The organism is Bacillus sp. ISL-78, assembly GCF_018613455.1.
In the GTDB taxonomy this organism is placed as follows: Bacteria; Bacillota; Bacilli; order Bacillales; family DSM-1321; genus Peribacillus; species Peribacillus frigoritolerans.
The window spans coordinates 312,693-327,187 of sequence record NZ_JAGGQC010000002.1; the positions used below are offsets into that span (position 1 = coordinate 312,693).

A 14,495-nucleotide genomic window follows, 5' to 3' on the forward strand; every position below is an offset into this window, starting at 1 on the left:
TTTAGTGTTTTAGCTTGTAATAGGTTACCGCGGGCGTAAGGGCAAGAACTGTTCCTTTGACTATTCCATCGCATAATACGGAACGGACATCCATGATCATCCCATTTTGAAGGAATCCAACTAGGATTGCACCGCTGAAGGTTCTAAAGGCATTAGGTTTTCCCGCTCCTAAAACGGAGGAATCAATGAAGGCTGCCGCGACGGCATCAATAGACGGATCCCGAATTGATTTCCGATGTCATGACCCTTAATGCAAGGACAATTCCCCCGATTGTAGCAAATAGAGCTGGTAGCAGATACGTATTAACTGATATCCCCGAAAGTCTAGCCGCTTCCTTATTTCCCCGAATCTAAAAAGGAATCAATCACACCTCTTACAAATTCCCATTCCAGGCGTTTTTGTTTAAAGCCTTCTTCACACACTGATGTAAGATTTTACATCTTCCTCATATTGGAATTTACAGATCGTTTTTTTTAGTTATACCTGATTTAACACTCTCCTTTAGGTAAGTACCTATACTAAAAGTGCATACTTACGTACTTGCAGAGTGCACTTTATACTTAAAATAAATAATGGTTAAGGAGGAGAAATCTTTGAAAACTCTTGTTATCGTAGCACACCCCAGTCTAGAAACATCCGTCATAAATAAGCGATGGGTTGAATCGCTAAGGAAATATCCGGAAAAGTATACAGTACACGAATTGTATAAGGTTTACCCTGACGGAAACATTAATGCGGAAGAAGAACAGCAATTAATCGAATCGCATAGTAATCTTGTTTTACAGTTCCCTTTTTATTGGTTTAATTGTCCGCCTCTCCTAAAAAGATGGCTTGACGATGTTTTTACTTATGGTTGGGCTTATGGTTCAAATGGAGGGGATAAATTAAAGAATCGCAAAGCTGCTTTAGCTGTATCTGCCGGAATTAGCAAAGAGGATTATAGTGAAGAAGGAAGATATCGCTATACACTTGAACATTTATTATCTCCCTTTGAAACTACCTTCCTATACTGCAATGCAGATTATCGTTCATTCTTTGCGTTTTATGGTGCTGAAAATGAGCCATCCTTGAGCGAATTGAAAAAAAGCGCACAAGATTATTTGAATTTTGTCGATAACCTTTAATAGGCAGTTCATTAAAGAAGTATTTCCTTGTCAGGGAAATACTTCTTTTGATTTAACCAAATAGCTACACCTACTGCTGTTTAGTCTCCTGAACTGGCAAACTGTTTTTCTCTCCCCACTCGCACATCATATTTAACAATGGGATGAGAGATAGACCACGTTCAGATAATGAATATTCTACTTTTGGAGGTATTTGGGGAAATTCCTTGCGTATGATAAGGCCGTCTGCCTCCAACTCTTTTAACATGATGCTTAGCGTTTTAAAGGAAATGGTACCGATACTTCGCTTCAGCTGATTATGACGCATGACCTTATTTTCTGACAGCCAATACATTATGATCATTTTATATTTGCCGCCTATCAAGGACAGCGTATATCCAAAGCCAGTTTCATTTGGTTTCACACCTGCCGGAACACAGGTTTCGCGCATAAGTCTACACTCTCCTTTAGATAAGTATATGATATGAATGTTCATACTTTACAATAGATCATTATCAATCTTATTAAAAGGTAAATAAGGTTCCAATAAAAATTACATTGCGGTCAATCTTTATACTCCAAAATGAGGGTTCAAAAAGTGCTCCTGCCAACCTTTTTGCGTAATTAAAATGATGACGATCTTAACCCATCCCTTTTTAAAAAGGAAAAATCCTGTTGCATTACAACAGGATTTTTTCATATTTTTGGATTTCCGTAGAGTAACGTAACGAATTCTTTTTAATGTTTTTGCTTGTAATAGGTTACCGCGAGCGCAAGGGCCAGCACTGTTCCTTTGACGATATCCATCGCGTAATACGGAACGGACATCATGATCAGCCCATTTTGAAGGATTCCGATCAGGACTGCACCGATGAAGGTTCCAAAGGCATTCGGTTTTCCCGCTCCTAAAACGGAGGAACCAATGAAGGCTGCTGCAACGGCATCCATTAAATAGGGGGACCCTGAATTGATTTCCGATGTCATGACCCTTGAAGCAAGGACAATTCCGCCGATTGCAGCAAATAAAGCTGATATCAGATAGGCAAGGCTTTTGTATTTATTAACCGATATCCCGGAAAGTCTCGCCGCTTCCTTATTTCCCCCAATAATGTACATATAACGACCGTGCTTCGTATAAGTCAAAAAGATATGGGTCGCTATCACAATGACGGCCATGATCAGGATTATCCATGGTACTTGGCCAATTTTGGCGAAAAGCGGGCTGATCAGTCCTGTTGCGAATGTCCCGTCGGGCATGACCATATTTTGCGAAACCGTGGCCCCTTTTGTATAAGTAAGGGCAATTCCCTGAATAATGAACATGGTAGCCAATGTCATCAGCATGTCGGGAATTCTCAATTTAACGATCATGAATGAATTCAAAGCCCCTACGAAAAGTGAGGCACCGACCGCAGCTAATATGGCGATGAATGTATCCTGAGAAAACCAGACAAACATCGAGATGACGATGGCATTGGCCAATGATGCGACGGAGCCGACGGAAAGGTCGAAGCCATCCACGGTCAGTGATATCGTAATGCCGATCGCAATGATGGTCACGATTGAAATGGAACGCAGGATGTTTATCAGGTTAGACGTTTGGATGAAAGATGGATTGGATACGGCGAAAATTCCAATCAGAATGATAATCGTCAATATTGTGCCGTATTTATAGAAAAAGTCGAATAGCTCCACCTTTTTCTTAGCTTTCGCTGTCTGTGTAACAGGAATGGGTATGCTCATCCTATTTACCTCCTGTTGAGTAGAATAGTAGTTCTTCTTCATTCGTTTTGCTTGTTTCTAATTCGATGACAGTGCTCCCGTCATATAACACATAGGTCCGGTTGGTAATGCCAATGATTTCGGAAAGCTCGGAGGATGCATAAATGATCGCTTTTCCATTCCTTGCAAGCTTTGCAATCAATTCGAATATATCCTTCTTGGATCCGACATCGACCCCTTTCGTTGGTTCATCGAATATGTATACATCCGCATCTGCCATAAGCCATTTTCCAATGGCAACTTTTTGCTGGTTACCACCGGATAGGTTTTCGGCCTTTACTTCCCCTGAAGGAGTTTTAATGCCAATACTTGCGATCATTTCCTTCGCCTTTTCCTTTTCCGCCTTACGATCGACGAAACTGAATGTTTTGCAGAATTTGCCAAGACTGGCTGCAGTCAAGTTTGCCGAGACTGACTCCTGTACAAGGACCCCTTCTTTCCTGCGTTCCTCAGGTACAAGTGCCAGCCCGCTTTTTACTGCTTCATGCGGTGATTTCAGAGAAAGCTTTCGACCATTCAGGATGACTTCACCCGCTGTGATGGACGTATGACCGAAAAGGGTTTTACACAGCTCCGTTTTCCCAGCCCCGACCAACCCAGCCAAGCCGATTATCTCGCCTGCTTTAATATTCAGATTGACATTCTTAACCTTCTCGGCATCTGACAATCCGTTCACTTCCAGAATTACGTCTCCAATCGAAGCATTCACTTCAGGAAACTGTTCATCCATGGTTTTCCCAAGCATGTTCTCTACCACTTCGGCACGGGTTATGTCCTCGATTTTTCGACAAGTGACACGCTCCCCATTCCTCATGATCGTAATTTCCTCACAGATTTCAAAAATCTCAGGCAGACGATGTGAAATGAAAATGATTGCCACGCCTTTTTGCTTTAATTCATTTACAATTCGAAAAAGTTCCGTCGTCTCCGTATGACTTAACGGAGCAGTTGGCTCGTCGAGAATCAGGAATTTGCATTCTGTCGAAACGGCTCTTGCTATCAGGACCATCTGTTTTTCAGCCAAGGTCAGGTCTCTAACCAACTTTTTCGAAGGGACATGAATTTTCATATCTTCAAGAATAGAAGTGGCTTTGTTGTGCAGTTCTTTCCAATGTACCCTTTGTTTTTTTCCCATGTTTTGGACCATATCATTCAACATTACATTTTCCCCAACTGTTAAATAAGGGATGAGGGCGGTATCCACTTCCTGATGAACTATTTGAATGCCCTGTTCCTGAGCAGCTTTTGGCGAGCGGATATCCCGCTTCATCCCATCAATAAAAATGTCACCTGAATAATGAACATGGGCTCCCGATAAAACTTTCATTAACGTCGATTTCCCTGCTCCGTTTGCACCGACCAATGCGTGGGCTGTCCCTGATTGTACGGAAAAATCAACATCACTCAGCGCCTTCACCCCCGGAAATTCAATCGAAATCATCTTCATTTCTAGTTGCTTGCCCATGTCCATTCCCCCTTATGGAACAGACACTCCCTTCGCAGGGAAGAGAGTGTCTCTTTTTACTTTTTATAATGATCTTTCAATACCTTCATCCAATCTTCTTCAAATTCCGCCGATACACCCCATCCATCGACAATATCTGACAGGTTTGCCATGTTTACAGCTTCTTTTGAAGCTTGGATTTGCTTTTGCGAAATAAGTGATGCCTCCAAATCATATGTTTGCGGCGTTTCTTCACCCGCTAATTTTTTAGCCAATATCCTCATATTCACTGCACCGATCAACTTTGGATCGACTGCTGCCGTATAGGACCATGAGCTATCAGCCGATTGGATCTCCTGAAGATCTGCATTCGAAACATCAATTCCATATATCTTCACTTCATCGCGGCCCGCTTCTTTAATCGCCCGGGCTGCACCGATAGCAAAGGCATCCCATGTTGCGAAAATGGCATCCAATTTACCTTTAGGGTATTTATTCAGCATTGCGGCTACAGCATTTTGTGTCTGCACCGAAGTATCAGCGGATGCCACTCCGAACCTTTCGACTTCTTTAATCCCAGGATTTTCTTTTAATTTTTCCTGATAGACTGCATTTCTTCTTACCATTGGAGGAAAACCATCCACCCAAAGATAGGCAATTGCCGCTTCACCTTTCTGTTCTTTTATCAGCTTATCGAAAGCCAGTGTTGCCAGCGCTTCATCATCTTGTGAAGTTAATGTCACGCCCTCTATTTTAGATAGGTCGCTTATTGAATCGAATGTGACAACGCTTTTACCTGCATCAACCAACTTCTGAACGTCATTTACAGTTGCAGCATCATCACCATGTGAAATGATATAGCCGTCGTAATCTTCCTCCAAAGCCTGTGCTATCGCATCATGGAATTTGGCCGTATCACCATTGGCTGTGTACGTATCGACTTGAAACCCCAGTGCTTCTCCTTCTTCTTTCGCCCCCGCCAGGTATTGGGCAGTATGATCATCACCGCCAATTTTACGGATTACTTTGATTTTGGCTCCATCGCCATCAGCAAATCTCTCCGGGACATTTTCAAATGATACTTTTTCTTCTTTCTTCGATTCTGTGGAACTCTGCCCTGCAGAGCAACCCGTTAAAAGCAAAGCCGAAGCGATGGCAGAAATGAATATCCCTTTAATAGACCTTCTCATCTTGTTTCCCTCCATGTTTTCTGATTAGTCTTATCAGTTAAGTCGGTGTAAATCCCAAAATAAAAACCTCTCTAATATAGAGAGGTTTAATCGGCTGTTTTGCAGACTTGTCCCTCTCTTATCTGTCAAAACATTTCTGTTTTGCAGGATTTAGCACCAATTCCTAATGGAACGGTTGCTGGGCATCTTAGGGCCAGTCCCTCCGCCACTCTTGATAAGAGATATATTGTGTTACGTTTTCGTAATTATCACTTTATAGGGATATAGTCGTAAAGTCAATAGATTTTTGAATATTTGAAATGTTTCCTGTTATTTTTATTTTCTTTGAAGCTGGGCTAGACGCTTTTTCTCGATTTTTTCAAGCCTCTCCAACTGCCTTAATTTCACCTCGAACAACGTGATCGGATCACGGTAAACTTCCGGATTTTCTTTCATATGCTCCAATGCAGCCTGGTAGTCTTTTATTTCAGTCTGCGTCTGCTCTATCGTTTTTTGAAGTAAAGCAAATGAACTGCGATAGAAAAGTGAGATGTCCCGATCCAATGACTTTTCAAACAATCCAAATTGGGTGAGGAAACGTTCCGTGATCATTTCGGCAACATCCAGGTAATCTTCACTTTCCAGGTATTTCTTGTAACGATTGTACATATTGGCCTTATTTTGCGGTATCGCCCCAAATAGTTTCCCTGCTCCTTTAAGCAGCAATTGTGATGGAGTCCTGCGCAAAAGGATATTAACGTTTTCGATGCGGATACTGCTTGTCATCCGGTCGGCATCACGACGCCAGTCATCCAATACCCTGAAGTCACCTGCCAGTGTAATCCGTTCTTCTTTGTATAATTCATTGAATCCGGCACTCATCTCATCCATGAACTGCTGGCTTTGTGAGAACTCCATTTGGGAACTGGCAATCCAATCTTGAAGAGAACGGTAATATTGAGGCATGATCTTGTCAGAAATGAAGTTTTGAATCCGCTCATTCATTTCCTGGTTTAACTGTACATGGACCTGACTGAAATCACTGCTTTCCGTTAACGTTTTAGAGCAATCCCTCAGTAATTCAGGAATTTTTGAATAAAGCTGACTTTTCACTTCGTCCTTAAGCGAACGATACGACCTTATGATATTTTCACTTTTTTCTTTTTCCAGATCAGCCAGTTGATTGACCGCTCCATTCAGTTTGACTTCCATCTGCTCATTCCAAGAGATGGAATGCTCGCATTTCCGCTCATTGGCAACCCGTTTTTCTAATAGATAAGATAAGGTTTTACGAATGAATGCCAGGATTTTTTCAGATCTTCTTTCCTTCCAATTATCATCTTGATAATTCGATTGAAGGAAGGCTGAAAGGTCCTTCAATTGCTGCCTGCTGTCATAATGTTTGGAGAAAGCGAACACTTTCGCATTCGGGAAATATGCATTCACTTTATCCCATGTTTCATCTTCCATCCGGACTGCGACCTGATCACTGTATATCGTATCCATTTTATTTAATAGGAAATGGATCGGCAGTTTAGGTGCCATCATTTGAATTTCCAATAACAGATCCCTTTCGCTGCCGGTGAAAGGAGCCCGGGCGTCAAGAACGAACATCAGGCCATCACTGCCATGTAAATAGCCTTGGAAATCGGATTCCACGCTTTGTTCCCCATTGAACCCCGGTGTATCCAATAATCGCAAATGATTATTTCTTAGGTAGTCACTGATGATTTTCACATCGACTATAGTCCCGCGCTGACGGCGTGTTTCATCCAAATCAGTTAGCTCCTCGACAACTTTGCTATCTGTATCGGTAATTTCAAGGATTTCCAAATCATCCCCGTCTTTGACACTGACTAAGGAAGAATGGTCCTCAGCAGCAATGCTCTCTCCAACGATTGACTGAATAAAGGATGTCTTGCCATTTCCTGTACTTCCTGCAAGAAGGAGATTGAAATTGCTGGTATCTTTAAGCCCTTCCACCATCCATTTAAGCTTATTTCCAACCCTTAAATCATTATCTTCAGCCCACTGGATAATGGAATTGAACAGTTTCTCTCCCGCTTCCAGTCCTCCTCCCAATTTAGGCGATTTCGAAAGCAGGCTCTCTGCATCCTGAATGACCAGCGCATTGATCGTATCCGGGAAGATTTCATTCCAGGACAACGTGGATGCCGCCGCAAACAGCGAAAGCTCCCCGTCTGCGATTTTGAGCCAGTTTTCCAGCAACCTTGGCACGACAGGACTTAATTCTTTGATTAGATGCTTTCCTTCTAACAAACCTGCATATGCATCCCTGTAATAGACGGAAAGCTCATCCCATACATCTGCATGGTTCAATTCGATGGTATCTATCAAATTATTAATCACTCTTAACCATTCGAAATAAGCATCCGTATATTTATAATTTTTCCAAAGGGCAACCGTCATTTTCTCGAAACGTTCCTGGTCGAGTGTGTATAGCGAACCAAGGACAGTTGAGAAATAATCCGGCTCCATCGATTGGGCAACACCCTGCTGGATATACGTTTTCAGCACATCGAACCAGCCCATTGACTCTGTACGGATACTTTCATTCGCCGCTAATACCACCGCACTGTTCCAATCCTTTTGTTCTTCAAAAAAGGCGCGTGCGATTTCAGTGACATTCGGGTAGTCTGGTTGAAACTCGACTGCTTCTTTCACGACTTTGGAAGCCAAATCATTTCTCGATTCCACTATGTACAGGGAAAACAGCTGCAAAAGAACTTCTGTTTTCAAGACAGCTTCATCCGTATCGACGGATTTATAGATATCCTCTGCGGTTGAATACATTTCCAATTCAAAATACGCATCAGCGATGTTTTTCTTCGCCCATGAACCAAGTTCCCCTTCTATGTTTTCCCATTTAAAAATGGCTGCTTCATAGTCATGGTGCTGAAAATATACCTCTCCTTGAGCAAATCTAATTGCGGTTAAATCGGATCTTTCCTTTTTTTGTTCCACGAGGAACATTTCACCCAAAGCTTGAATGGGGTGCTTCCTTGTATCCTCTAGCATCGTTTCATAATATTTTTTTCCGATCAGACGTTCGTCCATCTTTATTCCCCCGATATATTTCATATTTTCAATTAAAGGATAATCACTGATTCTATAAGACTCATAGCAGACCTAATATTAATTTATAGGTTCCTTTAGTTAAAAAATCATTTACAAAACCTTAAAATGTTATTTTAGCAAAACAATATGGTAACAACATGTCACCACTCTTACAATTTTAAAACAGAAACAACTGGAACTGTAATGTTTTTAATAAACCGATACAGAGATGTCATTTCCATTTTCGAGAAAATATGTTTTTCTAGTTTTACCACATATCAGCTAGAAGTGAGCGAACCATTCTCCATCCCGCTAAATGACCAGTAGCCCAGCCCTTCAACTTACCTATAAACGGTAAAAAACAAAATCACTCTGGCTCGTCCATTACTTAATCCCCATTTGTGCATTCATATAAAAAAGCAGTACCCTCATTCATGAAAGGTAACTGCTCAATGATAAGCTCCGAACAGTACTTGTCCTTTGACGAATTAGGATTATACCCCTGTACGCTTACGTTGGTTATTCGGCTTTTTGGTCAACTGGCTTTTAAGCTGTTTCGTTTTCTTCACAACGCCTGTTTCCAGTTTATCTTTACTTGATCCTGCTTGCTTTTGAGCCAGTTTTTGTTTGACTGCATCCGCCAGGCTTAATTTTTTATTTTCAGACATGTTGTTGTCTCCTTTAGTGTTCTGCCTTCTATTATAATATAGTTGCGATTAGAAAGATAATAGGGAGTAATATCCTATTCTTCTTCAAAAAACACTCTTGATAAAGTTGGTTTCGCCAAATGGGGACTAATTTCCTGCTCCTATGAAAGGATTAATGATAAATTATGTTGACTTCGTAATCAGAATTTGCTAAATTATCTTTATATTATAAAATCTATGAAGAGAAAGAGTAAGATGAGAACCCTGTTCCACAGAGAGTCGACATGTGGTGGAAGTCGATGTCCAAGGCCTATCCGAAAATCATCTCTGAGATGCAAAGCTGAAAATGCAGTAGGCTTTGACGGGTTTCCGCCGTTACAATGGATCACGTATGAATTCGTACGTTGACTGAGTGCCGCAGCTTCTTTGAAGTGCGGAATATGGGTGGTAACGCGAGCACAAACTCGTCCCTGATTTTTCAGGGGCGAGTTTTTTATTTGCACGAAACACTTTAATTAGCCTTTTTCAGGCCAGTCGGCGGGAGTTATCATTTTAAAAAAAGGAGAAATCACCATGAAAAAAACAGACACATTATTTATCGGCCTTATGCTTTTCTCAATGTTTTTCGGAGCCGGGAATCTCATATTCCCTCCATTTTTAGGAGCATCTTCTGGAAATTCTTTCTGGCCAGCCATCGCCGGTTTTGTCGCCACCGGAGTCGGCCTGCCAATTTTGGTGCTTCTTGCAGTCTCACTTGTTAAAGGCGGGGCACAAACCATCGGTGCCCGAGTACATCCCCTATTCAGCACGTTGTTCATGGTCGTAATCTATTTAAGCATCGGGCCGTTTCTGGCCATTCCGCGGAATGCGAATGTTGCCTATGAAATGGGCTTCAAGCCGTATCTTGGCGACTCAATGGATCAACCACTATTTCTATTCATGTTCACAACCGTATTTTTCATCATCGTTTATGCCATTTCATTGAATCCGGAAAAAATGGAAACCTTCATGGGTCGCTGGATCACGCCCGTTCTACTTTTGTCCATGGTCATTCTCTGTGTTGTTGGGTTCGTAAAGCTTGATGCACCTTTCCAAGCTCCAACCGAAGCATATGCTGCTGGAGCCTTTTCAAAAGGGTTCATCGAAGGCTACAACACGATGGATGCTCTAGCTGCATTGGCCTTTGGGATCGTCATCCTTACTTCAATCCAGCAAAGGGGGATTTCCGAACGAAAACAATTGACGAGATATACAGTCAAAGCGGGTCTCATCGCTGGTGTTTTGCTTTCTTTAGTTTATATCTCCTTAGGTATAATGGGAGCACGCATGGCGGCCGGTGGGTCATTCGAAAACGGAACGGATATCCTCACTGTCGCTTCCACCCTTTTACTAGGAACTGGCGGGAAGGTCCTTCTTGGCATCATTTTCACTTTGGCATGCTTCACCACCGTCGTCGGGTTGACGACTGCTTGCGGACAGTATTTCTCGAAACTTTTCCCCAAGCTGAAATATAAAACCGTCATTCTGATTGTAACAATCGTCGGTTTCATCCTTTCAAATATGGGTCTGAATCAAATTCTGAAAGTATCGGTACCATTCCTTGTGATGGCTTATCCGCTAACGATCGTCCTGATTGTCCTGACATTCTTCAGCCGTCATTTCAAAAACCCGAAGAAGGTTTATCGCAGTGCAATGATTTTCACTGGAGTTTTCGCCTTGTTGGATGGGCTGAATGCTTTTGGCTTACAATTAGGACCCGTGCAAACCTTGACTGATGTCCTTCCCCTTTCCGCTTACGGCATGGAGTGGATCATCCCTGCTCTCGTCGGTACGGCCCTTGGCGTTCTGCTCAGTCAAATCGGACAAACAGCTCCAGCTGAGGAGTTGGAAATCGAAACACTATTATAATGAAATAAGCAGGTGATTTTACAGATCATCTGCTTATTTTGTGTACGCATGCACTGCTTTATTTTGGAAATCGGCAACCACTTTTTGTTATGATGGGTTCAAAGGAGATGATAAGTAATATGTCTAAACAAACCCGTATCGGTAAAACAGATCTGTATGTAAATCCGATTGGCCTTGGCACGAATGCAATTGGCGGACATAACCTTTTCCCTAATCTAAGTGAGGATACAGGAAGGGATGTTTTGAGAACGGCATTGGAAGAAGGAATCAACTTTTGGGATACAGCTTACATTTACGGTCCTGAACGTTCAGAAGAACTTATCGGTGAAATCCTTAAAGAGAGTCGCAAACGCGAGGACATAGTCCTTGCCACTAAAGGAGCACATAAATTTGTCGATGGCAGCATCGTCTTCGATAACTCTCCGGCTTTTCTGAAAGATGCCGTGGATTCGAGTCTAAAAAGGCTCCAAACAGACTACATCGACCTATTCTATATCCATTTCCCTGATGGTGATACCCCTAAAGATGAAGCAGTAGGTGCCTTAAAGGAATTGAAGGATGCAGGCAAAATCAAGTCAATCGGCGTCTCGAACTTTTCGTTCGAACAATTGAAGGAAGCGAATAAAGACGGCTATGTCGATGTCTTGCAATCCGAGTACAATCTATTCAAACGGGAGGCAGAACAAGACCTGCTGCCATATACAGCCGAAAATGATATTTCCTTCATTCCTTATTTCCCCCTTGCTTCCGGTTTGCTCGGCGGCAAATATAATCAGGAATCAACATTCGATGACGGCCGGGCAAAAAGTCCGCTTTTCCAAGGACAAGCCTTTGTAAGCAACCTGCAAAAAGTGGAAGAAGTACGGGCGATCGCCACCAGGAAGCATACCGATGTCGCCGATGTCGTATTAGCTTGGTATTTAACGAGGCACTCGATAGATGTACTGATTCCCGGAGCGAAAAAACCAGAACAGGTCACACGCAACCTACAAGCATTGGACGTCGAACTAACCATGGATGAAATCGCCGAAATCAGTGCCATTTTCGCTTAATATAGATGTGTGAAAAGGCTGTTCAGCTAAAGTTGAACGGCCTTTTTATCCTGTTCAGTGGTTCATCCAAATTTGACTGATAGGCCCCCTATTTTGCTTAGGTACCCCTATTTTGCTATATTTAGTGAATATTCCATAAATTCAGGGAGAGGCAGTCTGATGAATGAAAAAATCTATTGTTATTTTATTTCTTATCTTGGCAAATTTGTTCTGGGCCGGTAATTATATATTCGGAAAGTACGTTGTGACCGAACTTTCCCCGATCCAACTAACATTTGCGCGATGGCTAATCGCCGTTTTCTTATTGTTTCCTTTAGCGCAATGGATTGAAAAACCAGACTGGAAGAGTGTATGGAAAGCCTGGAAATTGTTATTAATCATGGGTGTGCTCGGAATCATCAGTTATAATTTTTTCCTTTATTGGGCTCTGACCTATACAACTTCCATGAATGCAGCTCTTGTCAATTCCATAAACCCTGCATTAATTGTTCTTTTTTCCGCTTTGCTGTTAAAGGAGAAAATTTCCTCCATCCATGCACTTGGACTTATCATATCTTTATTCGGCGTTTTATTGGTCTTAACAAAAGGACACCTTCTGGATATATTCCAGCTCAATTATAATAAAGGCGACCTATTGATGATCCTGGCGATTCTCGTTTGGACCTTCTATTCTATAATCGGTAAAAAACTGAAAAACATTCCGATCATCTCAGCCACTGCCGTTTCCGTGCTTCTCGGTTTGTTTCTCATTGCTCCATATGCCATTGGCTCGGGAATGAACCTTGATTTAAGCAGTAAAGCCCTCACCGGTCTCTTATATATCGGGATTTTCCCTTCTGTCGGCTCATTTATTTTCTGGAATATTTCCCTTCGCCATATCAATGCCGGCCAGGCTGGGATTTATCTAAATCTGATTGCAGTATTTACCGCCATTCTTAGCCTTATTTTGGGTCATGCGATTACGACCATCCAAACCCTCGGTGGCCTCCTTGTTTTCCTCGGCGTCTACCTGACAAGCAAAAAGAAAAAAGCAGATCCTTCAGCTGTCACTAAGAACATGTAAAGGGCATTCAGTGATACACATCAACGAACACTTTCTTCTCTTTTCCCCTTGTCTATGCACCTTGATTTACGTTATCCTTTAAAGAAGAAAATCTGAATGTAAAGGTGTGCTTTAGTTGAGGATCAATAAATTTATCAGTGAATCCGGAATTACCTCGCGACGAGGCGCAGACAAGTGGATAGCCGAGGGCCGTGTGACGATTAATGGCACTGTAGCTGAGCTCGGCAGTCAAGCTGAACCCGGCGATGATGTCCGGGTGGACGGCAAGCCGATAAAAGTCGAACAGCAAAATGTCTATATTGCACTGAATAAACCGATAGGGATTACAAGTACGACCGAAAAACACATAAAAGGGAACATCGTTGATTTTGTAAATCACCCGCTTCGCATTTTTCATATCGGACGTCTGGACAAAGACTCAAGCGGTCTGATCCTTCTTACAAATGATGGAGATATCGTTAATGAAATCCTTCGTGCAGAAAACAAACATGAAAAGGAATATATCGTAACCGTGGATAAGCCACTTACCGCTTCCTTCATCAAAGATATGTCATCCGGAGTAGAGATTTTGGATACGAAAACACTTCCTTGTAAAGTTGAGCAGTTGACCAAATACACATTTAACATCACGTTGATGCAAGGACTGAACAGACAAATTCGCCGTATGTGCTCCGCACTAGGTTATGAAGTCCGTGATTTACATCGAATCCGCATCATGAACATCCACCTGGACGGACTGGCGATCGGACAATGGCGCGACCTGACCGAGGATGAATTAACGGAACTATTTAAGGAATTGGATTATTCCCCTAGGAAACGATGATAATGAAGATGCCCCCAGAATTCCGGGGGCATCGCTTTTTTAATTTCAGGATTATTTTCAGCAATCATTTTGCTTTTATTCGTAGTTTTGCAGATTTACTCGCAACGCTATTACTCGTGAATTCCGCACTTTCATTCGTAAATTCCACAGATTTACTCGTGAGCTCCACTCATTTTATGATACTGAAAGGAATTGTTTTTGTTTCTGAAACTACTCTTTTCCTGTCAATTGCATCTATGGGCTTTATTCTTTTCATTCTCTTCTGCGAATGACCACTACCCTTTTCCTGTAAACTCTATAAAGCTAGTATGGCTAATCTCATGATGGGATAAGTCGCCGCCACCAATCACACCAATTTTAAGGTTTCCATGATTTCATAGATGGTTGCCCCGGCATTTAAGCAGTCTTCCATGTGATGCATTCAT

At 42.1% G+C, this 14,495-nt stretch carries 11 protein-coding genes, 1 pseudogene, 1 riboswitch and 1 other annotated feature; of the genes and pseudogenes, 5 read left to right on the plus strand and 7 right to left on the minus strand.

Annotated elements, in window-relative coordinates:
* Window position 1 precedes the first annotated feature (1 nt).
* Window positions 2-350 (minus strand): annotated as a pseudogene (locus tag J7I96_RS27840) (ABC transporter permease); the annotation flags it as partial.
* 244 nt (window positions 351-594) lie between these two features.
* Here J7I96_RS27840 and J7I96_RS01915 point away from each other — a divergent pair.
* Entirely contained in the window at window positions 595-1,125 is a 531-nt protein-coding gene (locus J7I96_RS01915; RefSeq protein WP_214773724.1) for an NAD(P)H-dependent oxidoreductase, read from the plus strand.
* A gap of 70 nt (window positions 1,126-1,195) precedes the next feature.
* Here J7I96_RS01915 and J7I96_RS01920 read toward each other — a convergent pair whose 3' ends face one another.
* From J7I96_RS01920 to J7I96_RS01945, 6 genes are all read right to left on the minus strand, one after another.
* A complete protein-coding gene (locus J7I96_RS01920) occupies window positions 1,196-1,555 on the minus strand; it encodes a winged helix-turn-helix transcriptional regulator (RefSeq protein WP_034305910.1) in 360 nt (119 codons plus the stop codon).
* 287 nt (window positions 1,556-1,842) lie between these two features.
* Window positions 1,843-2,847, minus strand: a complete 1,005-nt coding sequence (locus J7I96_RS01925) for an ABC transporter permease (protein ID WP_214773725.1) — start codon at window positions 2,845-2,847, stop codon at window positions 1,843-1,845.
* 1 nt (window position 2,848) lies between these two features.
* Window positions 2,849-4,351 (minus strand): sugar ABC transporter ATP-binding protein, encoded by a 1,503-nt coding sequence (locus tag J7I96_RS01930; protein WP_214773726.1) that lies wholly within the window; start codon window positions 4,349-4,351, stop codon window positions 2,849-2,851.
* A 56-nt stretch (window positions 4,352-4,407) separates the two neighbouring features.
* Window positions 4,408-5,520: a sugar ABC transporter substrate-binding protein gene (locus J7I96_RS01935; RefSeq protein ID WP_214773727.1), complete on the minus strand. Its 1,113-nt coding sequence runs from the start codon at window positions 5,518-5,520 to the stop codon at window positions 4,408-4,410.
* A 115-nt stretch (window positions 5,521-5,635) separates the two neighbouring features.
* Window positions 5,636-5,741: riboswitch (SAM riboswitch) on the minus strand.
* A 94-nt stretch (window positions 5,742-5,835) separates the two neighbouring features.
* Entirely contained in the window at window positions 5,836-8,577 is a 2,742-nt protein-coding gene (locus tag J7I96_RS01940) for a GTPase domain-containing protein (protein WP_251025409.1), read from the minus strand.
* Between the two features lie 494 nt (window positions 8,578-9,071).
* Window positions 9,072-9,245 (minus strand): hypothetical protein, encoded by a 174-nt coding sequence (locus J7I96_RS01945; protein ID WP_164468807.1) that lies wholly within the window; start codon window positions 9,243-9,245, stop codon window positions 9,072-9,074.
* A gap of 207 nt (window positions 9,246-9,452) precedes the next feature.
* Window positions 9,453-9,699: a binding site (T-box leader), on the plus strand.
* A 98-nt stretch (window positions 9,700-9,797) separates the two neighbouring features.
* Here J7I96_RS01945 and brnQ point away from each other — a divergent pair.
* The 4 genes from brnQ (at window position 9,798) to rluF (ending at window position 14,070) form a co-directional block, all read left to right on the plus strand.
* Complete coding sequence (brnQ, locus tag J7I96_RS01950) at window positions 9,798-11,132, plus strand: branched-chain amino acid transport system II carrier protein (RefSeq protein WP_214773728.1); 1,335 nt, start codon at window positions 9,798-9,800, stop codon at window positions 11,130-11,132.
* A gap of 119 nt (window positions 11,133-11,251) precedes the next feature.
* Complete coding sequence (locus tag J7I96_RS01955; RefSeq protein WP_214773729.1) at window positions 11,252-12,184, plus strand: aldo/keto reductase; 933 nt, start codon at window positions 11,252-11,254, stop codon at window positions 12,182-12,184.
* Window positions 12,185-12,347: 163 nt separating this feature from the next.
* Window positions 12,348-13,247, plus strand: coding sequence for a DMT family transporter (locus J7I96_RS01960; RefSeq protein ID WP_214923079.1), 900 nt, complete (start codon window positions 12,348-12,350; stop codon window positions 13,245-13,247).
* Window positions 13,248-13,362: 115 nt separating this feature from the next.
* Window positions 13,363-14,070, plus strand: coding sequence for a 23S rRNA pseudouridine(2604) synthase RluF (gene rluF / locus J7I96_RS01965; RefSeq protein ID WP_034305927.1), 708 nt, complete (start codon window positions 13,363-13,365; stop codon window positions 14,068-14,070).
* Window positions 14,071-14,495 lie beyond the last annotated feature (425 nt).